This window comes from Gracilimonas sediminicola (assembly GCF_024320785.1).
GTDB classification, from domain to species: Bacteria; Bacteroidota; Rhodothermia; order Balneolales; family Balneolaceae; genus Gracilimonas; species Gracilimonas sediminicola.
The window spans coordinates 171,588-195,722 of record NZ_JANDBC010000003.1; the positions used below are offsets into that span (position 1 = coordinate 171,588).

25 protein-coding genes, 1 tRNA gene and 1 riboswitch are annotated in these 24,135 nt (G+C 43.7%); of the genes, 21 read left to right on the top strand and 5 right to left on the bottom strand.

Annotation, left to right across the window (positions count from 1 at the left end):
• Positions 1-32 precede the first annotated feature (32 nt).
• The 4 genes from NM125_RS13725 to NM125_RS13740 all read left to right on the top strand — a co-directional run bounded on the left by NM125_RS13725 (position 33) and on the right by NM125_RS13740 (position 5,980).
• On the top strand, positions 33-809 hold the full coding sequence (locus tag NM125_RS13725; RefSeq protein WP_255135536.1) for a hypothetical protein: 777 nt from the start codon (positions 33-35) through the stop codon (positions 807-809).
• Between the two features lie 221 nt (positions 810-1,030).
• Positions 1,031-1,149, top strand: a riboswitch (SAM riboswitch).
• Between the two features lie 100 nt (positions 1,150-1,249).
• The gene (locus tag NM125_RS13730) at positions 1,250-2,221 is read left to right on the top strand and encodes a homocysteine S-methyltransferase family protein (protein WP_432419289.1); all 972 of its coding nucleotides are present in this window, start codon (positions 1,250-1,252) and stop codon (positions 2,219-2,221) included.
• Positions 2,222-2,327: 106 nt separating this feature from the next.
• A complete protein-coding gene (metH, locus tag NM125_RS13735; protein ID WP_255135538.1) occupies positions 2,328-5,027 on the top strand; it encodes a methionine synthase in 2,700 nt (899 codons plus the stop codon).
• Entirely contained in the window at positions 5,024-5,980 is a 957-nt protein-coding gene (locus tag NM125_RS13740) for a methylenetetrahydrofolate reductase (protein ID WP_255135539.1), read from the top strand. Before metH ends, NM125_RS13740 begins: the two co-directional genes overlap by 4 nt.
• A gap of 197 nt (positions 5,981-6,177) precedes the next feature.
• On the opposite strand, the gene NM125_RS13745 is transcribed toward NM125_RS13740, so the two are convergent.
• Genes NM125_RS13745 through NM125_RS13760 form a run of 4 tightly spaced genes read right to left on the bottom strand, consistent with a single transcriptional unit; the run spans position 6,178 to position 9,045 of the window.
• On the bottom strand, positions 6,178-6,687 hold the full coding sequence (locus tag NM125_RS13745) for a hypothetical protein (RefSeq protein WP_255135540.1): 510 nt from the start codon (positions 6,685-6,687) through the stop codon (positions 6,178-6,180).
• A gap of 15 nt (positions 6,688-6,702) precedes the next feature.
• Positions 6,703-7,074 carry a cupin domain-containing protein gene (locus tag NM125_RS13750; RefSeq protein WP_255135541.1) on the bottom strand — a complete coding sequence of 124 codons (372 nt, stop codon included), beginning with the start codon at positions 7,072-7,074 and terminating at the stop codon, positions 6,703-6,705.
• The gene (locus NM125_RS13755) at positions 7,071-8,024 is read right to left on the bottom strand and encodes a phosphoribosylaminoimidazolesuccinocarboxamide synthase (RefSeq protein ID WP_255135542.1); all 954 of its coding nucleotides are present in this window, start codon (positions 8,022-8,024) and stop codon (positions 7,071-7,073) included. The genes NM125_RS13750 and NM125_RS13755 overlap by 4 nt, the downstream gene beginning before the upstream one ends.
• A gap of 1 nt (position 8,025) precedes the next feature.
• Positions 8,026-9,045 carry a LacI family DNA-binding transcriptional regulator gene (locus tag NM125_RS13760; RefSeq protein ID WP_255135543.1) on the bottom strand — a complete coding sequence of 340 codons (1,020 nt, stop codon included), beginning with the start codon at positions 9,043-9,045 and terminating at the stop codon, positions 8,026-8,028.
• 200 nt (positions 9,046-9,245) lie between these two features.
• Between NM125_RS13760 and NM125_RS13765 the strand changes: the two genes are divergently transcribed.
• The 17 genes from NM125_RS13765 to NM125_RS13845 all read left to right on the top strand — a co-directional run bounded on the left by NM125_RS13765 (position 9,246) and on the right by NM125_RS13845 (position 21,505).
• Positions 9,246-10,223, top strand: coding sequence for a phytoene/squalene synthase family protein (locus tag NM125_RS13765; RefSeq protein WP_255135544.1), 978 nt, complete (start codon positions 9,246-9,248; stop codon positions 10,221-10,223).
• A gap of 68 nt (positions 10,224-10,291) precedes the next feature.
• Positions 10,292-11,791 carry an acetyl-CoA carboxylase biotin carboxylase subunit gene (gene accC / locus NM125_RS13770; protein ID WP_255135545.1) on the top strand — a complete coding sequence of 500 codons (1,500 nt, stop codon included), beginning with the start codon at positions 10,292-10,294 and terminating at the stop codon, positions 11,789-11,791.
• 4 nt (positions 11,792-11,795) lie between these two features.
• On the top strand, positions 11,796-12,734 hold the full coding sequence (gene murQ, locus NM125_RS13775; protein ID WP_255135546.1) for an N-acetylmuramic acid 6-phosphate etherase: 939 nt from the start codon (positions 11,796-11,798) through the stop codon (positions 12,732-12,734).
• Positions 12,731-13,459 carry a lysophospholipid acyltransferase family protein gene (locus NM125_RS13780; protein ID WP_255135547.1) on the top strand — a complete coding sequence of 243 codons (729 nt, stop codon included), beginning with the start codon at positions 12,731-12,733 and terminating at the stop codon, positions 13,457-13,459. Before murQ ends, NM125_RS13780 begins: the two co-directional genes overlap by 4 nt.
• Positions 13,456-14,136 (top strand): energy transducer TonB, encoded by a 681-nt coding sequence (locus NM125_RS13785; protein WP_255135548.1) that lies wholly within the window; start codon positions 13,456-13,458, stop codon positions 14,134-14,136. The genes NM125_RS13780 and NM125_RS13785 overlap by 4 nt, the downstream gene beginning before the upstream one ends.
• Before the next feature lie 72 nt (positions 14,137-14,208).
• A tRNA-Ser gene (locus NM125_RS13790) sits at positions 14,209-14,297 on the top strand.
• 203 nt (positions 14,298-14,500) lie between these two features.
• Positions 14,501-15,139: a 4'-phosphopantetheinyl transferase family protein gene (locus NM125_RS13795; RefSeq protein ID WP_255135549.1), complete on the top strand. Its 639-nt coding sequence runs from the start codon at positions 14,501-14,503 to the stop codon at positions 15,137-15,139.
• A gap of 93 nt (positions 15,140-15,232) precedes the next feature.
• On the top strand, positions 15,233-15,985 hold the full coding sequence (gene amrB, locus NM125_RS13800; protein ID WP_255135550.1) for an AmmeMemoRadiSam system protein B: 753 nt from the start codon (positions 15,233-15,235) through the stop codon (positions 15,983-15,985).
• Between the two features lie 2 nt (positions 15,986-15,987).
• Positions 15,988-16,845, top strand: coding sequence for a Rossmann-like and DUF2520 domain-containing protein (locus NM125_RS13805; RefSeq protein ID WP_255135551.1), 858 nt, complete (start codon positions 15,988-15,990; stop codon positions 16,843-16,845).
• The gene (locus NM125_RS13810) at positions 16,842-17,192 is read left to right on the top strand and encodes an MGMT family protein (RefSeq protein ID WP_255135552.1); all 351 of its coding nucleotides are present in this window, start codon (positions 16,842-16,844) and stop codon (positions 17,190-17,192) included. The genes NM125_RS13805 and NM125_RS13810 overlap by 4 nt, the downstream gene beginning before the upstream one ends.
• Entirely contained in the window at positions 17,189-17,674 is a 486-nt protein-coding gene (locus NM125_RS13815; protein ID WP_255135553.1) for a TlpA family protein disulfide reductase, read from the top strand. The genes NM125_RS13810 and NM125_RS13815 overlap by 4 nt, the downstream gene beginning before the upstream one ends.
• Before the next feature lie 3 nt (positions 17,675-17,677).
• The gene (locus NM125_RS13820; protein WP_255135554.1) at positions 17,678-18,295 is read left to right on the top strand and encodes a thioredoxin family protein; all 618 of its coding nucleotides are present in this window, start codon (positions 17,678-17,680) and stop codon (positions 18,293-18,295) included.
• 98 nt (positions 18,296-18,393) lie between these two features.
• Positions 18,394-18,783 carry a 6-pyruvoyl trahydropterin synthase family protein gene (locus NM125_RS13825; RefSeq protein WP_349294203.1) on the top strand — a complete coding sequence of 130 codons (390 nt, stop codon included), beginning with the start codon at positions 18,394-18,396 and terminating at the stop codon, positions 18,781-18,783.
• Positions 18,776-19,426, top strand: a complete 651-nt coding sequence (locus tag NM125_RS13830) for a 7-carboxy-7-deazaguanine synthase QueE (protein WP_255135556.1) — start codon at positions 18,776-18,778, stop codon at positions 19,424-19,426. Before NM125_RS13825 ends, NM125_RS13830 begins: the two co-directional genes overlap by 8 nt.
• Positions 19,427-19,433: 7 nt before the next feature.
• Positions 19,434-20,147, top strand: coding sequence for an SDR family NAD(P)-dependent oxidoreductase (locus tag NM125_RS13835; protein WP_255135557.1), 714 nt, complete (start codon positions 19,434-19,436; stop codon positions 20,145-20,147).
• 444 nt (positions 20,148-20,591) lie between these two features.
• Positions 20,592-21,044 carry a hypothetical protein gene (locus NM125_RS13840; RefSeq protein ID WP_255135558.1) on the top strand — a complete coding sequence of 151 codons (453 nt, stop codon included), beginning with the start codon at positions 20,592-20,594 and terminating at the stop codon, positions 21,042-21,044.
• A gap of 89 nt (positions 21,045-21,133) precedes the next feature.
• Entirely contained in the window at positions 21,134-21,505 is a 372-nt protein-coding gene (locus NM125_RS13845; protein WP_255135559.1) for a hypothetical protein, read from the top strand.
• 16 nt (positions 21,506-21,521) lie between these two features.
• Here the strand turns inward: NM125_RS13845 and NM125_RS13850 are convergent, their stop codons facing one another.
• Entirely contained in the window at positions 21,522-24,122 is a 2,601-nt protein-coding gene (locus NM125_RS13850) for a c-type cytochrome (protein WP_255135560.1), read from the bottom strand.
• Positions 24,123-24,135: the final 13 nt, after the last annotated feature.

Consider the following 24,135-nt stretch of genomic DNA (forward strand, 5'->3'; position numbering starts at 1 on the left):
GACTTAGCCTTTAACAATTATAGTAACTCAGTATGTCACAATCACGAAAACAAAAATTAGAAGAGAAAGAAGATGTCACCAGTTTTCTTGAAACAAAGTCAATCAATTCTAAAAGCTTAATTCAAGATGAAAGCCCTGATTTTGTTATAGAATATGAGGGTCTCAATTTAGGAATTGAGCATCAAAGACTTTTTCAACCAAAGGATAGAGAAGATTTAGTACCTCAGAACCAAGAAGCTTTAAAAGATAAGGTTTTACTAAAGGCTAAATCGAAATACAATGATAAGAGTGAAACGAATGTATTGGTTTTTGTCGACTTTGAAGAGGTCCAAACTTATAATAGAATTAAATTCAAATTATCCAATAAAGATGTTGAAAAACTATCAGACCAAATTTCCTTGTTGGTTCATTTCAATAATAGAAAATCAGAATCAAAAGTTTTACTCAATAAAAAATTCTTTAACAGTATTAAGGATGAAATAAAGGTTGATGAAAGAATTAAAGCAATTACAATCTGGAATAATGATTCTTATGGTAGGTCGTCTTTTGAAAGAGTTAGAGGTGGAAAAATTCCAATATCAAGTCCTGAGTTTTTACAAAAAAAAATACTTAAGAAAGATCAAAAGGTTACTGAGTATTATCAAAAATGTGATTTGATTTGGCTACTTCTAGTAGTAAAGCCACTAACATTTGAAAGGTCTTTTGATTTATTAGACTCTAATAAATTCTTATCAAAAAATTATGAATCAAATTTTGATAAAGTATTCTTGTTTACAAGAGATACACAAAGTATTTATGAATTAAAATAGACCTAAAACTTACTCTCGTTTCAGTACTCCGCTCCGGAATTCCAAATCTAAACTCAGCCTCAAGCAATCGGACCATTTTAATCTTATGAAGATTCATTGCTATTGCTCTGAATGACTTTTCTTATCAGTGACTATCTGTCTAATCCTTGTCATCCGTGTTCCATTCTTATAAGTTGCTCAGCGGCTCAACAACTATTATATTCAAAACGCAATTTATTGAATGCTTATAAAGAAAGACCGAGGGATGGGCCCGATGACGTCTTGGCAACCACTTCTAAAAAGGGGCAGGTGCCAAATCCCACTAAGTACATAACCCGTTATGTGCTTAGAAAGATAAGCGAGCTAATCACTCACGCTCTTTCTGTATAAGCTAATCCAACATCGAAAGAGTGAATATAGAACAAGCATTACAAGACCGAATCCTGATTCTCGACGGTGCCATGGGTACCATGATTCAGCGCTATAAGCTGACAGAAGAGGATTTCCGGGGCGAGCAGCTCAAAGATCATGCAGACGACCTGAAAGGCAATAACGATTTATTAAGCCTTACCCGTCCGGATATCATTCAGGCCATCCATGAAGAATATCTGGAAGCGGGAGCGGATATCGTGGAAACCAACACTTTCAGCGGAACCACCATCGCTCAGGCTGATTACAACCTGGAGCACATCGTGTATGAACTGAACCGGAAGTCGGCTGAAATCGCGAAGAAAGCCACGGACAAATTCTCCAGGCAGAACCCGGATAAACCACGATTTGTTGCCGGTTCGATGGGACCAACCAATAAAACGGCTTCTATTTCGCCTGAAGTCACCGATCCCGGCTATCGCGCTGTTACTTTCGATGAACTGGCGGAGGCTTATAAAGAACAAGCCAAAGGACTGATGGATGGCGGAGCGGATTTACTGCTTATAGAAACTATTTTCGACACACTGAATGCCAAAGCAGCTCTCTTTGCGATACAGGAATTGTTTGATGAGCGGGGAGATAAGTTACCCATCATGGTTTCAGGAACTATTACCGATGCTTCGGGACGAACGCTTTCAGGACAGACGGTAGAAGCGTTCTTAATCTCTGTTTCACACGCTCCAATTCTCAGTGTTGGATTCAATTGCGCCCTGGGGGCAAAGCAACTACAGCCTTACCTCCAAAATTTGGCTGAAAAATCAGATTTTTATGTTAGTGCCTACCCGAATGCGGGGCTTCCGAATGAGTTCGGGGAATATGATCAGGGGCCGGAACTGATGGGGCAGGAAGTGGAGAAATATTTGGAAGATAACTTGGTGAATATCCTCGGGGGTTGTTGTGGAACTACTCCAGCACATATTTCAAAGATGGCAGAACTGGCCCGGAATTATGAACCTCGAATTGCTAATAGCAAAGGTGCAAAGTTCGCAAAGGATATCAATTAAACATGGAGAATTCAGGCAGAAATATACTCCCAACGCACCAATCAGTTAGTAAACTTTCCGTTAATCCTTTAATCTTTGCGCAACTCAGCGCGCTCTGCGATTAATTATGCAATCATTACCTCTAAAGTTAAGCGGACTCGAACCTTTAATTATAACAGAAGATTCCAATTTTGTTAATATTGGGGAACGCACAAATGTAACGGGTTCAAGGACTTTTCTTAATTACATAAAAAATAAAGAATATGATAATGCGCTGAAGGTAGCCCTTGATCAGGTGCAGGGCGGGGCACAGATCCTGGACGTCAATATGGATGAAGGGATGCTCGATAGCGCCGAGGAAATGACGCACTTCCTGAATTTGATTGCCTCCGATCCCGACATTGCCCGAATTCCGATTATGGTGGATTCCTCAAAGTGGGAAGTTATCCTGGCCGGACTCAAATGCCTACAGGGGAAAGGTGTCGTAAATTCTATCAGCCTTAAGGATGGCGAGGAGGAGTTTATTCGCAGGGCAAAAATTATTCGTCGATTTGGAGCGGCTGTAATTTGTATGGCTTTTGATGAAGAAGGTCAGGCCGATACCTTGCCCAGACGTAAGGAGATTTGTGGTCGTGCATATAAACTACTGACTGAAGAAGTAGGGTTTGATCAATCGGACATTATTCTGGATCCGAATATCTTCCCGGTTGCAACAGGAATGGAGGAGCATCGCCGGAATGCCATCGACTTTTTTATGGCTGCCAAGTGGATTCGTGAAAACCTGCCCGGAGCTCATGTAATAGGCGGGGTCAGCAATGTATCGTTCTCTTTCCGTGGGAATAACTGGGTTCGTGAAGCTATTCACTCCGCTTTTCTGTATCACGGGATACAGCACGGCATGGATATGGGGATTGTGAATCCCACTCAGCTTGAAGTGTACGATGACATTCCGAAGGATCTGCTTGAACGAGTGGAAGACGTCCTATTTGACAGAAGGGAGGATGCCACCGAACGTTTGCTTGATATTGCCGGGGAGTACAAAGGTGAATCTACTTCAACCCAAAAGAAAACAAGCGATGAATGGCGAAATAAGCCGGTTGAAGAGCGATTGAGTCATTCACTGGTTAAAGGGATTAATGAGTATGTGGAAGAGGATGCAGAGGAAGCTCGTGTGAAATATGGGAGTCCGTTGGAAGTAATCGAAGGTCCGCTTATGGATGGTATGAATGTAGTAGGCGATCTGTTTGGTTCCGGTAAGATGTTTCTCCCGCAGGTTGTGAAAAGTGCCCGCGTGATGAAACAGGCCGTTGCCTATCTGACGCCATACCTGGAAGAAGAAAAAGCCAAAAACAAAGATACCAGTGAGCAACCCAAGGTTCTTTTAGCCACGGTTAAGGGAGATGTGCATGACATTGGTAAGAATATCGTAAGTGTGGTTTTGGCTTGTAATAACTACAATGTGGTGGACCTTGGGGTGATGGTTCCGGCTGATAAGATTCTGGATGAAGCCGAGAAGCACAATGTGGATGCTATTGGATTAAGTGGACTAATTACGCCTTCCCTGGATGAAATGATCCATGTAGCCCGGGAGATGAAGAAAAGAAAGATGGATCTGCCGTTGCTCATTGGCGGAGCAACAACCTCCCGGCTTCATACCGCCGTGAAAATTGATCCTGAGTATGATGGCTCCATTATTCATGTGCTGGATGCTTCAAGGGCGGTTTCGATTGCGGGTGATGTGATCAGTAAAAAAAGAAGGAATGGCGTTCGGTTGGAGGTGAAGAAAGAGTATGAGGAGCTTCGGAAGCAGCATGAAAGCCGGCAAAACCGAAAAGAACTGCTCAGCTATGAAGAAGCAAAAACCAATAAGGTAGAAATTGACTGGGAAGGCCATAAGCCTCCAAAACCCTCATTCTTGGGTACTAAGACATTTGAGGATTACCCGATTTCAGAGTTAAGAAATTATATTGACTGGTCTCCCTTTTTTCGAACGTGGATGCTCACCGGAAAATACCCGGATATTCTGGAAGATGAGGAAGTAGGAGAGCAGGCACAGTCTCTTTTTGATGATGCTCAAGTACTCATCGATCGTATTGTGGAAGAAGATTTATTACAAGCAAAAGCTGTTATAGGCTTCTATCCTGCAAATAGTTACGGAGATGATATAAAGCTGTATGAAGATGAGAATCGATCGGAGCAGAAAAGCGTATTCCACTTTTTAAGGCAGCAAAGCAAGAAGAGAACGGGGCAATCAAATTCTTGTCTGTCGGATTTTATCGCACCGGAACAAACAGGAATTCCTGACTACATCGGATTCTTTGCCGTTACGGCCGGGCTGGGTATTGAAGCCATCATCGAGGAATACAAAAAAGTGAATGACGATTATAATGTGATATTGGTGAAAGCCGTGGCTGACCGCCTCGCTGAAGCCTTTGCCGAACGTATGCACGAAAGAGTTCGGAAAGAATTTTGGGGATATTCGGACGAGGAAAATTTCAGCAATGACGAATTGATAGCTGAAGCTTATTCCGGAATTCGCCCGGCACCGGGATATCCGGCCTGTCCCGATCATACCGAGAAACGCATTTTATTTGACTTGCTGCAGGTAGAAAAGAATGCAGAAATCAAACTCACCGAATCATTTGCTATGTACCCGGCATCATCGGTAAGCGGGATTTACTTTTCACATCCTGATTCCCGGTATTTCCGTGTGGGAAACATTGGTGAAGACCAGGTTATTGACTACGCAGAACGAAAATCATCTACGAAAGAGGAAGTCGAAAAGTGGCTTTCTCCAATTTTAGACTACGAGCCTACGAAAGAATGAAAGTAACTGAACACATTGAAAAAGCGAACGGTGATACGCTGTTCTCATTTGAAGTTTTACCACCGCTTAAGGGGCAAAATATCCGGTCCTTATTTGATCATATGGATCCGTTGATGGAGTTTAACCCACCTTTTGTGGATGTAACCTATCATAGGGAGGAGTTCGTGTATAAAAAGCGCGAAAACGGGCTTCTGGAGCGGAAAACGGTGCGTAAACGTCCGGGTACCGTAGGGATTTGTGCTGCCATTCAAAATCATTATAAGGTTGATGCCGTGCCGCATATCATCTGTGGCGGTTTTACTAAAGAAGACACCGAGAATGCACTCATCGACCTGAATTTTCTGGGGATTGATAATGTGCTGCTCATTCAGGGTGATACACGCAAGCCCGAACGGGAGTTCAAACCGGAGCCGGGCGGACATGCCTATGCATCAGAATTGATAGAGCAGGTAGTGGATTTGAACAACGGGGTTTACCTGGATGAAGAGCTGGAAAATGCCAAGCCCTCGGATTTCTGCATCGGGGTGGCCGGCTATCCTGAAAAGCATTTTGCGGCTCCAAACATGCAAACAGATTTAAAATACCTGAAGCTCAAACAGGATATCGGTGGAGATTACATTGTTACCCAAATGTTCTTCGATAACAAATGCTATTTCGACTTTGTGCAAAAATGCAGGGAAGCCGGTATCACCTTACCAATTATTCCGGGGCTAAAGCCCATAACTTCCAAAAAGCAGCTCACCATTTTACCTCAGCTATTTCATGTGGATTTACCCATGGAGCTTTCCAAAGCCATTGAAGAGTGTAAGACTAAAGAAGAGGTGGTTCAGGTTGGGATTGAGTGGACCATTCAGCAGTCCAAGGAATTGATGGCGTTTGGTGTTCCCAGTCTTCATTACTACTCTATGGGGAAATCAATCTCGGTGTATGAGGTGGCTAAGGAGTTGTTTTGAGTACAGATTCAGGGATCGTGGGATTTTACAGATTTCTTTTATTCTTTTCTTATGGATCAGAACCAATTCCTGAGGGTTATAGTGATTATAGCTTCGATGTATTCCAGTACACAAGCATGGGTTTCAACCCTAGCGCTAAAATATTCCAAGGGGAAATCAACCTCGGTGTATGAGGTGGCTAAGGAGTTGTTCTAATACTAATCTGCTTCAATTTTTTGGGCAAGACATTCCTCAATAAAACGATGAATGTTACCCATCTGTTTGTGTCCCAGCTTTTGCCCGAAATAAGCAACCAGGTACAAGCTTAAAAACAACAGAAGTAAAACCGGAACCAGCCACAGAATGGTAGCCGGATTTCCCAAACTCCACAATGAAAGGCCCACCATCAGAATAATCATAGTGGCAAAGCCGATGGCCGAGTAAAAGAAAACAAACATGGTCCATACCGATGGTTTTGGGCCGTATAATCCCCTCACCAAATTACCGTCTTCGTTTTCTTCCACGGTGATGGTGAGCTGTGGTGACCAAAAATGCTGTTCTTTCTGAGGGGGATAAATAGTGGCAAAATCTTTGGTCGTTTGCCCTTCGCAGGCAGCATTATCGGAATTCAATAAAGTCCTGATTCGCCGATGGATGTCCTCTGAACTCATTGTGGTTTGTACGCGGATACGTGGCCGAATTCTGCGGAAATGTATTTGCTCATCCATGGCCGATCAGATAGTTTAAATCCACTCTTGATCATCTACAGCTACGGAACCTTCTGCTTTGGTTGAGCCTGTGTGCAAAGTTGATTTAGGTTCCATCAACATCACCCAGCATTCTTGTTCGGCAACAGGAAAGTGTTCAACCCCGGCCGGCACAATGTGCATTTCACCTTCTTTGAGAATGACTTCTTTATTCCCTCTGAATTTAAGCTTGAGCTGCCCCTTAACTATATAGAATAACTCGTCTTCATGGTCATGGCTGTGCCATACAAATTCGCCTTTCAGCTTGGCCAGTTTGATATACTGATCATTCAGCTCTCCGACAATCTTGGGTGTCCAATACTCATCAAAGAGCTTGAACTTATCAGCAAGGTTTACAGGTAGCTTCATTTCAGAATCTCAGCTAAAGTGCGGTTGAAGTTTTTTTCCAGTAGAGGTTCAAATTTGCTACCCGTCAGCATTTCGAACAGCTCGGCATACCGATGATAAACTTCCATGCGGAATTCATCAGGGAGATCGGGGAGGGTTTGTCCATCCAATCCCTGGAAATTATGTTCCATCAACCATTCACGTAAAAACTCTTTAGACAGCTGTTTCTGAGGCTCGCCTTTAGCCTGACGTTCCTCATACCCGTCTTTATAAAAATACCGGGAGGAATCGGTGGTATGCACCTCGTCAATCAATGTCAGTTCGCCGTTATAAAGGCCGAATTCATATTTGGTGTCCACAAGAATAAGCCCTTGTTCGGCTGCTACCTGGGTTCCGCGCTCAAACAGTCGGAATGCTGCTTCCTTTATTTCATTCCAAAGATCTGGTTCAACAATTCTGCGGGAAAGGATTTCATCTTCGGAAATATCCTCATCATGGCCTTCCTGCGCTTTGGTGGCCGGAGTTAGGATGGGGGCAGGGAATTTGTCGTGCTCTTTCAGTCCGTCGGGCATTTTTACTCCGCAAAGGGTTCGCTCGCCGGATTTATATACTCTCCATGCATGTCCGGTCAAATATCCGCGGACGACCACTTCTATGGGAACCGTTTCGCATTTTTTGGCGATGGTCACATTAGGGTGTGGAACGTCAATGATATGAGTGGCTACAATATCCTTTACCTTCTCAAAAGAAAAAGCCGCAAGTTGGTTTAGAATCTGTCCTTTAAAAGGAATAGCCTGTTTCATGATGTAATCGAAAGCCGAAATTCGGTCGGTAACCACTATTCCAAGGCGTTCATTTCCTAAAGGATACACTTCACGAACTTTGCCTTTATATGGCTCGGGAAGTTCGGGTACTTCTGTTTGGGTGATGCAATGGTCCAGGGCTTCCCGGGTAGTAAAATCAGAACTCAACTTATTTTGCCTTTTTATTTTCTGTTGAACCTCGCTTAACAAGCACCGGATTTATAGTAGTTTGATATAACTCATCACCCGGCTTCTTGATGATCTCTGCCAACCGCTTGGTCGCCTGAACACCAATGGTATACATTTTTTGGTCAATGGTCGTCAGTTCAAGGTATTTACTTAGTTTGATGTTGTCGTACCCCATGATAGCGACGTCATCCGGAACTTTCATCCCAAGTTTTGATAGGGCATAAATAGCACCCACGGCTTGTGTATCATTCGAACAGAAAATAGCGTCCGGAAACTTCCCCTGTTTATCAAATTTGTAGATGGCCTCGAAACCGGACTCTTCCGTAAATCCGCCATGCTTGGTTGAATCTCCGCTCTTGAACAGGGATTGATCAATCTTCATCTTATAGTTTTTCAGAGCGTCTTTAAAACCTTGAATACGTTGTAAGGATGCTCTCGACTCAACCACGCTGGTAATCATGCCCAATTCTTCAAAGCCTTGCTTCACCAGATGTTCTCCGGCCAGGTATCCACCCTTATAGTCGTTTAGCATGAAATAATCGTAGGAGGGATGGGAGGCATTCACCAATACAGCCGGTGTTCGGGTAGCTTGAATAAGCTTATGTACCTTATCGCTCACATCAATAGATAAAAGAATTACGGCATCAGCGGTACCCCGGTCAAAAAAGTTTTGAACGGCTTCTTCGGGATCTTTAGAACCGGTATTATACATAATGATATCAAGGTCCATTTTCTTGATCTCATCTTTAACACCTTTCAAAACCTCGTTAAAATATGGTGTTGTAAACGAAGGAACGGCAATGGCAAGCATCTGCGGTTCTTTACTGGCAAGCTTCCGGGCATTAACCTGAGGGCGAAAATTGAGGTCATCAATGGCTTTCTCAACTTTCTCTTTCGTTACTTTCGATACATTCTCCGAACCATTAAGTACCCTCGAAACGGTAGATATCGCGACCTCCGCACGTTTGGCAACCTCATAAATTGTCACTTTTTTATTCATTGCATCTCAATTATTTAGCAGTATATACTCGTATAGCTTAAAAGATAATAGAATAGAATTAACCCAATATAAACAAATAGAAGTCTGAAGTATAAACATCTTCTTTTCAAAATGTCATAACAGGGAAGAGATAAATATTTAATTACGGCGGGAACTTTTTCAGACTAATAAAAGCTTTAGCAGAAGAGAAAGAAATTATTATGATTACCAATATCTTCCGCATACCATATTATGTAATACGCCCGCTGTACGAGCGAACTTCATTCCACAAATCTGTGATTGAAGATCTGCAGGACGATCAGTTGAAGGGGGCCTATTCCCATTGCCGGGGTATTACAAAAAAGCATGCCAAGACTTTTTATATGGCCACACGCTTTCTGCCAAATGAGAAGCAGCGGGGAATTTTTGCCATCTATGGCTTATGCCGGTATCTCGATGATTTGGTTGACGAAGCAGAAGATTTAATTCACGACCAAAAGATTACAGTAGATCAGGTAGATGAAAAGCTGGAGATGTTTAAGCAGCGCCTGATCGATGTGTATGACGGGAGGATTGTAGATGATCCTATACTCACTGCCTTTTCTGATACCCTCAAGAAATATCAAATTTCAATGGATCTCCCTTTTCTGCTGATGGACGGGGTGAAGACAGATTTAGTAAAAAGCCGATTCAAGGATTTTGAGGAAGTATATGATTACTCCTACAAGGTGGCATCGGTAGTTGGATTGATGACCAGCGAAGTTTTCGGTTATGTGGACGATAAGGCTTTGGATTATGCAGTTGATCTCGGTATTGCCATGCAGCTGACCAATATTTTACGTGATATTGGGGAAGACTTACGTCGCGGCCGCATATATATTCCGCAAAATGAGCTTGACGAATTTGGGATAAAGGAAGATGAACTCTTCTCTTATACGCTCGATGAAAAATTCAAAAGCCTGATGGAATTTCAGATTAATCGGGCCCGGGAATACTATGCTAAGGCCGACAAAGGAATTGCTCTGCTCTCAAGCGACAGCCGGTTGCCGGTATATCTCGCCCGTCACAACTATGGCCGCATCCTCGACAAAATTGAGCAGAACGATTACAATGTGTTTGATCATCGCGCCTACCTCAATTACACCGAAAAACTCTCCATTTTACCCAAGGCTTTTATTGATTTGAATACGGCCGGTTAAAATCTGCTTTTTGCTTGGAGAATCTTTCCGTAAAGTCCTATCATTAGACAAAAAGTAAACAGGATTTTATGGCGGATATAAAAAAAGTACTGATAGCTAATCGTGGAGAAATTGCACTACGGGTAATTCACACCTGTAAAGAACTTGGAATCCAAACGGTGGCGGTTTATTCTCGCCCCGATGCTCATTCGCCACATGTGCTTCACGCAGATGAAGCGGTATTTATCGGGGAAGCTGCTTCTTCAGAAAGTTACCTGGTGATTGATAAGATTATTGACGCTGTGAAGCAGACCGGTGCCGATGCAGTGCACCCCGGGTATGGGTTTTTGAGTGAAAACGCGGGTTTTGCCGAACGCTGTAAAAAAGAAAATATCATTTTTATAGGTCCTGAGCCCAAAGCTATCCGCCTGATGGGCGACAAAACCGAAGCCCGGGAATTGGTTACCCAAGCCGGAATTCCTACGCCTCCGGGACTTAAAAGTGAATTGAAAGACATTGAGGAAGCCCGAAGCGTAGCCGACGACATCGGCTACCCGATCCTGGTTAAAGCTGCCGCCGGTGGTGGTGGAAAAGGGATGCGCATCGTTCATAAGAAAGAAGAGTTTGAAGCGAGTATCAAAGCTGCAAAATCAGAAGCCCGAAATGCTTTTGGTGACGACCGTATCTACATAGAGAAATATCTCGAGGAACCTCGTCATGTTGAGTTCCAGATTATGGCCGACACTCACGGAAACGTGCTCCATGTGTACGATCGAGAATGCTCGGTTCAGCGTCGTCACCAAAAGGTAATAGAAGAAGCTCCATGTGCGCTATTGACTGATGAACTTAGGGCTGATATGGCCGAAGCTGCCATTGGCGCCGCCAAAGCCGTGGATTATGTGGGAGCCGGAACCATTGAATTCCTGGTAGATAAGCACCTCAATTTCTACTTTCTTGAAATGAATACGCGCCTTCAGGTAGAGCATCCGGTTACGGAAATGATTACAGGAGTAGATTTAGTTGCCCTTCAAATATTGGTAGCTGAAGGAAAAGAGCTTCCGATCAAACAGGAAGATTTAGCTATAAACGGGCATGCTATTGAGTGCAGGATTTACGCGGAAGATCCCACCGAAAACTTCCTGCCAAGTACCGGCCTTCTAAAGAAACACCGGGTACCTACCGGCTCAGGCATTCGCGTGGATGCCGGAGTGGAAGAGGGGCAGCAAATTACCATTAACTATGACCCTATGATTTCCAAGTTGAGTGTGCATGGACCGAACAGGGAAATTGCAAGGAAACGAATGCTCCGTGCGCTGGACGAATACGAGATTGCAGGATGCAGAACCACCATTCCGTTCTGTGAATTTACCCTTAAGCATCCGGCCTTTATTGAGGCAAAATATGATACGCATTTTGTGCAGGATCACTTTAAGCCGGAAAACATGCAGGAAGATCAACCTGATAAGGATGTAGCCCTTGCCGCATCATTATTGAAATTCAAAAAACAATCACAACCGGAGAGCGAAGCTTTGTTGGAGAACGGAACGGGAGAGTCGGCCCTTTGGTGGAAAAACAGAAAAGGAAACTAAGACATTGAATTCTACAGAAGAGAAGAAGAAGCTATTCAAGAAACTCGAAAACTTAGCTACAGAGAAGAGAAATTCGTCAACACTTGAAATTGACTTGGCTTCAGCCGGCGAAATTGCCCGATTGATAAATGCTGAAGACCAGAAAGTGGCCCTTCAGGTAGAAAAGAAGCTGGATGTAATTGCTGATGTCATAGAGTTGGTTAGCGATGCATTCCAGATGGGAGGCCGTTTACTTTACTTCGGGGCCGGTACCAGCGGAAGGCTGGGGGTTCTTGATGCAGCTGAATGTCCGCCTACTTTTGGCACACCTCCTGAGCAGGTCGAAGGGTTTATAGCCGGGGGAGAAGCCGCTATGTTTGTAGCCCAGGAAGGGGCGGAAGATTCAGAGGAAATCGGTGCTGAAGCGGTTGAAGAAGCCAAAGTTGCACCGCCTGATGTAATTTGTGGCCTTGCGGCAAGTGGCCGTACTCCCTATGTACACGGAGCCATTAAAGAAGCAGCCAAACGCGGATGTAAAACCATCTTGGTAACCACAGTGCCGGCCGAACAAATTGATCTGGAGGTAGATTACCTGATTGACGTACCGGTTGGTCCTGAAGTGATTATGGGAAGCACCCGCATGAAAAGCGGAACGGCTCAAAAGATGGTGCTTAATATGATTACAACCGGGGCGATGATCAGGCAGGGGAAAATTTATGAGAACGTGATGGTTGACCTTATGCTTTCCAACAAGAAATTGGAAGAGCGCGCCAAACGCATCTTAATGATTTTCTCGGAAGTTGATTATGAAACCGCTGAAGCGCTTTTGAATGATGCAGATGGGCATGTAAAAACAGCCTTGCTGATGGCATTGGGGAATCTAAATGCAGAGGATGCCAAAAAGTTGCTAAAACAAAACGACGGATTTGTTAGAAAAGCACTTTTAGGTATCAGTGAAGAATGATGAGACGGCTATTTAGCATTTGGGTATTCAGTTATTTTACGCTGCTGTTCCTTGTTTTCTTTATCATCATTCTGGCCGTTTTTATCCTCACATTTCCATTCGATAAATACAGGAAGGCCCCGAACTTCACGCTTTCGTTAATGGCCAGATGCATGATGAAAGCCAGTCCGGCCTGGAAAATGGAGTTTGAGGGAACCGAAAAATACAATCGGTCCGAGCCTACTATTTTTGTTTCCAACCACCAGAGCTTTCTGGATATGGCCTTTATCTATCATTTGCCCTGGAAAATGAAATGGGTTTCCAAAAAAAGCCTCACCTATATTCCGGTTATGGGCTGGCTGGTTTGGCTTACGGGACACCTCACGATAAACCGTTCCAGCAAAACCGCCCTTAAGAAACTTGATAATTTGGTTGAGCCACTGAAAGACCTGATACCGGTGATGATATTTCCGGAAGGAACCCGCACAATGGATGGGGAACTTAAACCGTTCAAGAATGGGCCGTTTCTTCTTGCCAAAGAATATGATTTTAAGTTACAGCCCATGGTAATTGATGGTGGTTTTGAGGCTATGCCATCCGGTTCAAAGAATTTAAAACCAAATGTTCGGTTTAAGCTCAAAGTGCTGGATGCCCTTGATCCTTCTGATTTTGAAGATATGAGGGAACTAAAAGACCACACCAGATTGCTTATGCAACAACAGTTAACAGAACTCAAACCCACTTGATCGACAAATTTCGCGACATCTATTATGGTGAGCTTGAGCATGAACACCGTTTCATGTTATCGCTGATATGTGCGGAATTACTGATTATTTGTCTGTTAAAGTTTTGGCCCATCCCGGAAGGTCCGCCTAAAGAATATGTAGACACCTTCACAGATGAAGTCATTTACGTGGAGAATTCGATCATCACTAAACAGACTTCAGCACCGGCTGCCCCTCCAAGACCCCGCGTTCCTGTTCCTGTTCCCAACGATGAAGTGATAGAGGAAGAAATTGATTTTCCTGACTTTGAAGATCTGCTCTCAAAATATGAAGCGGACGGGGAGGAGGGGTTTTCTGAAGCTCAGGGTGAAGGGGAGTTTGTGGGCAGCCCCGAACAGCCGGCCGGTTTGGTTCGGATAGTAGAACCTACCGTTCCGGATGCAGCCCAGAGAGCGAATATCAAAGCCCGTGTTAAGGTTACTTTTTTGGTAGGCACAAAAGGGCAGGTGGAAGACTATTATATCTCGGAAATTCGAGTGTATGATAGAGAAGGAAATTATGAAGTGGTAAACCAAATAGGGTATGGGATAATGGAAGCCGTACTGCAGGCGGCAGCCAAGTGGCGTTTTACGCCGGCTAAAGACGATGGAAGGCCTGTTAAAACCTATGTTGAAAATAGTTTTAATATTGGCTTCTAAATACGTTGATATAGGGTATAAATACTTCTATCTTAGGCGCCCTTCGATAAGGCTTTTCATCTATTTTCAAACGGAGAGGTGCCAGAGCGGTCGAACGGGCTCGCCTGGAAAGCGAGTGTGCCCCTTCCGGGGTACCGAGGGTTCGAATCCCTCCCTCTCCGCATTAAGTACTATACAAACTGCTAGCCATTCACCCAGCGTTATTTTAATAAAGAAGAGGGATGAGAAGCCTGTCCCGCTTTTAACCCGGATTTAGAAAACGGAAACAGTCCTGCGGGAAATCCCTCCCTCTCCGCCATTTTTTTGCTCATCAATGCTCGCCTGAATATCGTCTCCTTCATCTAAAAATTCTTATACTTGCTTCATGAAAAGATTAGAGACGAAACACATCGATTTTTGGCCGGATGATGTACTGCTCGGGGAAGCTGAAATTAGCGCTTCGGATTCCACAAACATCCTTAATAAGGAAGAGTTGGAAGAGTATCAGGGGTTTGCGAGTGCGAACAGGAAAGCTGAATATCTGGCGGCTCGTCACCTGTTCAGATATTTGCTTCATAGTTTAAACATTGCACCGGACGAAGTTGACCTGGTAAAAGAAGAAATGGGGAAGCCGTATGCTCAACATCACAATGAGCTTATCTATGTGAGCTTTTCACATTCACCTCAAAAAGTGTACTGTGCTCTTTCGCTCTCAAAAAATATTGGCCTGGATGTTGAACTTGCAGATCGGGAAATTAATCCGGCAGTAGTAAAAAGAATATTGAACGATGAAGAGCAGGATGCATTGGCCTCTGAAGAACCGGTGAAATTATGGACCGTAAAAGAAGCTGCTGTTAAATGCCTGGGTACCGGGTTGAGAACCAACCTGAACGACCTCACTATATTAAAGAATCAAAAAAACCGCTTTTCTGTAAGATTTAACAATGATAAATTATTTGAAATTTGTAGTTTCAGGGTAACAAATCATCAGATAGCATTAGCTTATCAAAGCAAACATATTTGACTAAAAGCTCGGAAATATCGTTTCTTCCTATAAGAGGGAAGGTATCTCCGGGCTTTTTTGTTTATACAAACGAAATATCATCAGCACACAATTATGGATGTACAGAGCCTTACGCAGCATCAGATCCAGGAACACGTTAAAAATGCGAAGCACTTAAACACCAATGCCGAGCATGTTCGGATGCTTTTTGTCCCAAATAACATCGGTGCGCATAACTTCGGGGAACTTTGCACTACCTATAAAACCGTCGTTAATCAAACCTTCGATACGGTGGTTGTCATCGAATCTTATACCGGGCATTTGCAAAAAAAATTGGCCATGCCTTCCAACAAAGTGTTTGAAACCCGGTTTGGGGAAGTGCCTGTTAATGATTTTCTGAGAAATGAATTTTGTGATGAAGAGGACGACTTTTTTATCGCAGATGAAGGCTACAGCAAAGAAATGAGCCTGTACACCCAGCTTCCGATTTTGCAGTCTTGCTTCTCGGATTTCGAAGTGGTCAGCTTACAAATTGGCGATTATGATCCGGCGATCATCCGTGAACTCGCTTATACCCTGGATGAACTGCTGCTCAACCGAAACGCCCTTATCGTTTATTGTTGTGATGTCCCGGCCTCGAGCCCTGAAGAGCTTGAAAAACTGCGTTCATTGGTCGTTAACAACAAAGAATCAGGCTTGATGCATTACCTGAACAGTAATGAGAAGACCGTGAAAGGAGCCCGTGCATTTATGAGTGGAATCCTGGTGGCCCGCTCCTGGGGTTATGATGTTGAGTTTCTGGATCATATCGAATCTGCCACTAACATCTGTGGATATGCCAAGCGTACCGAACCTCAAATGGCCTGATCATGAAGAAACCCCGCATTACCATAATTGGACTGGGAAGCGTGGGAACAGCATTACTGAATGTGCTGACGAAATCAGGTTATGAGGTTATATCGGTTTTTAACCGTTCAGAAATAGACCCGGAATTAATAAGGAATTTTCCGGATACCTATTTCAGCAAGGGGCTTCCAAATAATGAAAATAAACTCGGGGAACTAACTTTTCTGACTGTTTCTGATGATGCGATTGACAGCGTGGCTACACAGTTATCTGAACGATGTACTGATTTGGAAGACAAAAGTGTGGTTCACTGCTCAGGCGTACATGCCTCTAAGATATTATCACCTTTTAGTAAGAAAGGGGCTTCCATCGCTTCATTTCACCCCATGAAAGCCATCACCCCAAAAACATCCTCTTTCGAAAACACGTGGTTTGATGTTGAAGGGGATGGGGCGGCTATTCGTTGGCTTGAGGATCTGGCAGATAGCCTGAATGCTCATGTTTTTGAGGTTGAACCGAAAGCAAAGCCGTTGCTTCATGCTTCGGCCGTGGTTGCTTCTAATTACCTGGTAGTGTTGGCTGAACTGGTAACAAAGATTTCTGCATTGGGAGGCGTACCGGAAGATACGGCCCTGAAAGCCATTACCCCGCTGATGGAAAACACCCTTCGGAATGTAAAAGAGCTGGGGGTAACCGAAGCTTTAACCGGCCCCATTGCGCGAGGGGATTTAAAAACGGTAAAACAGCACGTGGAGAGTTTGAAAAATGCCCCCGAACTGCTTTCTTTATATAAAACACTGGGAATTGAAGCCGTTAAAATTGCCGTGCGGAAAAACGGTGAAACAGATTCCCTGGAAGAAATAAGAAAGTTATTGTCGTGAGCTCGGATAAAGCCTCTGACTTTTACGAACGTGTGTATGAAGTGGTAGCCCGGATACCTCAGGGCAAAGTGACTTCTTACGGAGCGATTGCCCGATATCTTGGGGTTGAGTCCGGAGCAAGGATGGTTGGTTATGCAATGAATAACTACCGGAGCTATGATTTGGGGTATGAATTACCGGCACATCGGGTATTAAACAGATTGGGTCAGCTTACCGGTCGTGCTCATTTTGAAGGCGATACCATGAAAGAGCGACTGCAACAGGAGGGCGTTCAGTTTAAAGAAGATTACACCGTTGATATCGAACGCCACTTTTGGAATCCCATGGAATTATCTGAGAAAGCATGAAGACTGTAACAAGCAGTATTACCCTGTTACTGGTGAGCCTGTGTTTTTCAGGTGATGAGATTCTTGTAGATGCTACGGCTGATCAGATTATGGCAAAGGTGGAGGAGTACAAAGGTGAGATGCCGGTTTTGATGAATTTCTGGGCAACGTGGTGTGCTCCCTGCATCGAAGAATTTCCCTACCTGATGGAGCTTAATGAGAAATATGAGGGAGATTTTAAACTGATTTTCGTATCCGGCGATTTCAGGGAAGCCCGCGATGAGGCTGAAAAATTCCTGAAGGAACAAGGCGTGGATTTTGAAACCTATTTTAAAGTCGGCAAAGACAATGAATTCATAACAACGATTTCTAACGATTGGACGGGTGCACTTCCTTTTACCATTGTGTATAATAAACAGGGAAAAGTAACGGCTTCTTGGGAAGGAAAAGCTGAACTGGAGACTTTTGAATCAGAACTACTTAATGTCATAAATGAGGACTAAGCCATGAAAAAATTGATGAAATTTGTTGCGGGATTTTCGGCCGTGTTGGTTTTAACCGCCTTTGCTCAAACTCAATCAACCAATAGCCTCGAAATTGGTGATAAAGCCCCTCAGATAAATCAGGAAGTGGAAGATACTTCGGGAAGAACACTGACATTGGCCGGTGTAGCCGGAGATAAGGGGCTTCTTGTGGTGTTTTCTTGTAATACCTGTCCATGGGTAGCTAAATGGGAAGACCGGTATAATGGACTGGCCGAACTTGCTGAGGCTAACGATATTGGGATGATCGCTCTGAACCCAAACGAGCGTATCCGAAACCGGGGAGAATCGATGGAAGACATGAAAAAACGCGCTCAGAAGCAGGATTATGAATTTCCGTATGCACTGGATGAGAATCACGTGATTGCCGATGCCTTTGGGGCAACACGCACACCTGAGGTCTTTCTTTTTGATGAGAATTTAACGCTGGTATATCATGGGGCTATAGATGATAATGCTGATGATGCCAATGCAGTGGAGGCAACGTACGCCGCAGATGCTATTAATCAGCTTATAAGCGGAAATGAAATCAGTACAAAGGAAACCCGCTCGCTTGGATGTACCATAAAGCGAACCAAGTAATTTTACTGAAAAACCCGTAATTTTGAGCCACGCCACAACGTGGCTTTTTTTATTGAATGATATCTCTAATTAATGATATCAAAATTACAGACTATATAATGCCAACCTGGACGCTACATACAGAATTTAAATTTGATGCTGCCCATTTTATTGAAGGATATGATGGGAAGTGCGGTAGAATGCATGGGCATTCTTACAAAGTGAAGATGACGGCTAAATCCAATAAGCTGAATCCTTCCCAATATTTGGAAACCCCGGATATGGTATGCGACTTCAAAGAACTGAAGTGGGCAGCCAAAGACTCAGAAAAGGGTGGGTTTGATCATGGTTTTTTAAATGAACTGATGCCCGAAAATACGACGGCAGAGCGGATTGCTGAATTCATCCACAAAGAAACCAAAAGCCGGATTCCCGGAGAAATTGAGTTAACAGTTACGGTTTGGGAAACAGAAACAAGCTGGGTAGAATACACCGATAAAGATGTTTAAAACCGAAAATCATACCAAGTTGCTAACTGATGATAAAGACTTCCTGGAAGTGGAATATCCGGTGATGGAACATTTTTATACCATTCAGGGAGAAGGAGCCCACACGGGCCGAGCGTCATACTTTATTCGTACGGCAGGTTGTGATGTGAATTGCTGGTGGTGTGACGTTAAAGATAGCTGGGAAGAGGAAGGACACCCTAAGTTAACGGTTGGTGAGTTGGTAGATGCCGCTAAAGAAAGCGGAGCGCCATTTGTTGTGATTACCGGAGGAGAACCTCTTTTGCATGATTTATTACCGCTTACCCTTGGGTTGAAGTCGGCCGGATTGCAGGTTCATATTGAAACCAGTGGCTCATCCCCCTTATCCGGGCAGTTGGATTGGATCACCCTGTCTCCCAAACGCTTCAAAAAACCCACTGAAGAAGTATTTGCCTATGTGGATGAGTTAAAAGTGGTTGTACTTACCAATAAAGATCTCAAGTGGGCAGAAGAGAACGCTGAAAAATGCCCGGCAGGAACAAGGTTGCTGCTCCAGCCTGAGTGGGAAACTCCAAAATCCATAGATCTGATTGTGGACTATGTGAAGGAAAATCCGGAATGGGGTATCAGTCTTCAGACGCATAAATTTTTAAAAGTACCATAACAGTACCATGTCATTCAGCAACCAATCGGTAATAATAACAGGGGGCAGTAAAGGGATCGGCCTTTCTATTGCCAGGGTGTTTGCCCGAAAAACAAATCACTCCCTTGTCTTAATTGCCCGGAATGAACAAGAATTAGCCGAAGCCAAAGAGGAATGTATATCGGAAGGAGCTTCCAAGGTTGAAACTCTTTCCCTGGATATCACTAATGAGGACAAGATAGGGGAGATCGATTTTGGGAAGCTCAATCCGGGCATTTTGATTAACAATGCCGGTTCTTTCTTGTTTAAAAAATTGGAGGATACATCCTATGAAGAGTTTGTATCCCAGTTTCAAGTAAATGCAGCCGGTGCATTTAACCTCACAAAAGCTGTACTTCCTGAACTGAAGAACAAGGAAAGGGGATTAATTGTAAATATAAGCTCTGTGGGAGCTTTGAAGGGTTTAAAAGACAGTGGGGCATACTCTATGTCCAAACATGCCTTATTGGGCTACACACGCTCTCTCAGAAAAGAATTGACGGGCACAAATGTAGCTGTTACGGCCATTAATCTTGGTCAAACATACTCAACATCCTGGCATGAAGTAGATATCGATCCCAAAAAGCTTATTGCCCCTGAAGACGTTGGAAGGCTCATTGTATCTCTTTCAGAATTGAGCATGAGAAGCGTTGTCGAAGAAATTACTATGATGCCCCAGGGAGGAGAGGTGGCTCCGATGTAATTATTTCCATGACTCACTTCCGGCCTCAAACTTAGTGGTGCCTGAATGATCGAATGTTCTAATAACCCTCCAGGGTTAAGGCAATGATCCTTATTCAGGCAAAGGGGTTTAAGGCTGGAAGAGTTGCGAGATAAAAAATCGGGTATCAAAAGTATTAAAACTTCCTTAATCTACATCCAACCTGATTTTTATTTCGTAGATTGATTCGTGTCCGATTAGGCATTGCAGAAAAAGATCCAATACGATAACTTTTTCTGCGAATATTAAAATTTTTTAATTAAGTTTTGTAACAATTGAAAAAGAGATCACTCTTGTGATCAAGAAAAAACCAAACAACACTAAATAATTTCTAATTTACTTTGATGCAGTTATTACTAAAATTTGTATCAGATAAATTGAAAACAGTTTAACAAACACAAAACAACACTACAATAGGAGATCATCATGGGTCAACAACAATTACTTCTTGTAATTCTCGTAACAATCATCGTAGGTATTGCGACGGTTGTGGCTATTAACACATTCGGATCAGCTGCTGATTCAGCTAACCTTGACGCAGTTCGTCAGGATATTGCAACATTCGCTTCCTCAGCTCAGGGCTACTTTATGAAGCCTGAAATGCTTGGCGGCGGTGGCGGTGACTGGGAAGGTATTACCTTCAATACAGTTGCTTTCCCAGCTGACGAAATCGCTAACGGCGGTTTAACAGCAGTTAACGCTAACGGTGTATATACTTTCTCTGCACCTGGAGCTACTGACACTACTTTCCAAATTACCGCATATCCTGCAAGCCGTATTGATGGACCGGTTACTTCTTCTGTTAGCTCTGCTACCGGAAACGGACCGCTTCAAGCTGATATTGGACCAGGTGGTATTACTTGGGTTGAAAATGACTAATAGATTCGTATCTATATCATAAAGTTTAAAATGGCTCCTGAAAGGGAGCCATTTTTTTTACTCCACTCTTATTTTATTCGGAGGTCAAAATGGGAAAAAGAGAACTACTGCTTGTCATATTAGTTACTGTACTTGTAGCGATAACTGTTTCTGTAGCCTACAATACATTCTCGAAGGGAGAGCTTAACCCTAACAGGTCTGCTACGCTACAAGGTATGTATGAAGCGATAGGAAGATCTGTTGCATATTATGAACGCCCTGCGATACAGGGAGGTGGCCAAAACTCTTTTGAAGAAGTAACCCTTAAAGACCTTTACCTTGAAAGCGTAAATGGACATGGTACTTATACCATATCTGATAGAACCTATACCTCTTTTAGATTAGTAGGAAGACCCGCAAATACCGATATGGTATTAGAGGTTATCGTTTATGCGGATTCTACTGTTTGGATTCAGAGATAATCCCTTAATTACTCCATCATTTCTTAAACAATTTACTGTCAGGATTACCTCCTGACCTCAGGTAAGCAATTAAATCCCTTAGCTCATCTTCATTTAACGGGTTCAGTAAATTTGCCGGCATCTGAGAAATGCTCGATGGTTCGATAGATTGAACCTGATTCTTACTCACCGAAATTGCCGATTGGTCCGGGTCTCTCGGATATATTTTAAGAGTATCTGTTTCTTCCACAACCAGTCCAAGGATCAATTCTCCGCTCTTCAGCTTCACTTCTGAGCTGCTATATTGATCTGAAATAAGTGAATTTGGGTTGATAATATCTTCCAGTAAAACAGAAACAGACGATCTAAGGCCTATGGTGCTTAAATCCGGTCCAATATTTCCGCCATAGCCGTTAAATCGGTGACAGGAGGCACAACTGGTGGCAAAAAAAGCATTCCTGCCATTCTCGAAGTTCCGATCGGTGAGGTGATCGGATACAGCTACGATAGCTTCGTTTACCGTCCAGTCCCGCCCGGGGCCTTTTGGAGGTTGTACTTCAAAATCAGGTTCTGTTATTAAACTTACGCCCGTAATATCTGCTACGGCATCGTGCTCTTCTTCCGAGGCGTTGCTCAATGCATCATCTCTGATCTTCCTTAAATATCCGGTATAGCTTGAACCACCCATTTTTCCGGAAGCTTCATTGATGTAGGTGAAATATTCCCTTCGCTGCTCAGTGGTCCACCCGTTTTTAAGGTTTCGAAGCATAAACAGATATTCGATTTCCCGTACCGGCGGAGGATTCTGCTGCATTTTCTCAATGGTGCCGTCCGGATGATCAACAACGCCTAACCAGTTGGGTTTGGAATCTCGGGGCTTTGGGTTCTGTATTAAAGCCAGGGCTTTATCAATCACTCTTGAGTCTTCCAGGTAAACCAGCAAACGTATTAGCTCTGTATTGAGTCGGGTATCTTCAGAGGGCAGATGTTGCTGCAGTTTATCCGTTATTAACTCTTTTTGTGTTTCACCCGGGTCTCCAAGACGCATGAAAACCAACGACAATGCCCGTAAGTATCCTAATTTCTGGTCTGGGCTGAAGGAGTCGAGGTTTGTTTCCATCAACGAGTTGATGGCGTCTTCTCTGTATATTTGAGAGTTAGATCTTGCCAAGGCAATCAACCCATTTATCTTAGCCCGGGGCTTATCTTCATTCAGAGCTTTGTTAGCCCATAAATTCACGGGTTGAGATTCTACCGCAACACGCGCTGCATAGCGTATAAACTGATCATCAGAATCAAGGTGAGGCCACGCTTCCTGAATAGCTTTAGGGTTTGTTTTACCATGAAATTGTTCCAGATTTTTACGAATCTGGCGAGCTTGTTTAGCCTCGGTATTATCAGGGTAGGGAGCAGGGTCCGTTGCTTCATCACCGGTATAAACTAACCGGTATAATTTGGTGTCATTCGACCTTCCGCCAATGATGAAATACAATGCTCCATCTTTACCAATAACGGCATCGGTTAAAGGAAGTGCATTACCGGATAGAAATTCCTCTGCCTCGGCTTGATAAGTGGCACCATCAGGAGTGAGGTGGAAGGCGTATATAGTTCCGTACAACCAATCGAGTGCAAACAAAGCATGCTGGTATTTAGCCGGAAATTTTGCCCCTGTACCAAACAAAATTCCGGTGGGAGAACCTCGACCGGTATTTAATGTGGGGGGAAGGCTATCTTCATAATACTCTTTCCATTTCCCGCTGCCGCTTCGCCAGCCATAGTCACTGCCACTTGTAACGTGAATAAGCCTCGTTGGGCGGTACCATGGCATGCCTAAATCCCATTCCATATCGGAATCAAACGTGAACAACTCGCCGTGGGGGTTTACGGCTGCATCATAAGGATTCCTATATCCGATACTGAACATTTCCCATTGAGAAGCATCAGGGTTAATTTTAGCTATGTAGCCACCGGGCGCATAAATACCGCGGGCATTTCCTCTGATATCCCACATCCGCGGAAGCAATAAATCCTCATCCCATTTCTGCAAACGGCTGGAGCTTAATTCGGGCTCCGGCGTGTAATTCCCGTTGATCACGTATAAGTCATTATCTGTAGCGGTATTAATAACGCTGTGGTTTCCATGCTCAGCCAGTTTGGCCGGTCCACCAAGAAATTCCAGCACATCAAACTGATCATCACCACGTTCATTACTCATTTTGAATATACCTTTGCCGCCAACATTGGCGTACAAGTCCTGATTCTTCCAGGCAAAGCCATTTACCCCCGACAGGGGAATGGTAACCTCTTCAATTTCAACCTCAGGATTCCCCTCCGTCTCATTTATGGTAACCCGGTACATACCTTTATTACTTTGATCGGAAGCTATCAAACGGCCCTGGCTATCAACGGTGAGGGCAATCCAGGTGCCATAGCTGCCTCTTGGAACTTCATACAGCAGCTGTGCTTCGAAGCCGGGTAATGTTTGAATATCAGAACTGGCCAGGTCTTGTTGGTTTACCTCCGGCTGAGCCTGTTCAGTTTGCTGATCTGAGGATGAAGTGCAGCCTGTAACAAATAAAAGTGCGGTTGAAATGATCGTGAGGTAAAAACTGCGATTTCGTTGGTTAATGATATGCATGCAGAGTTAATAA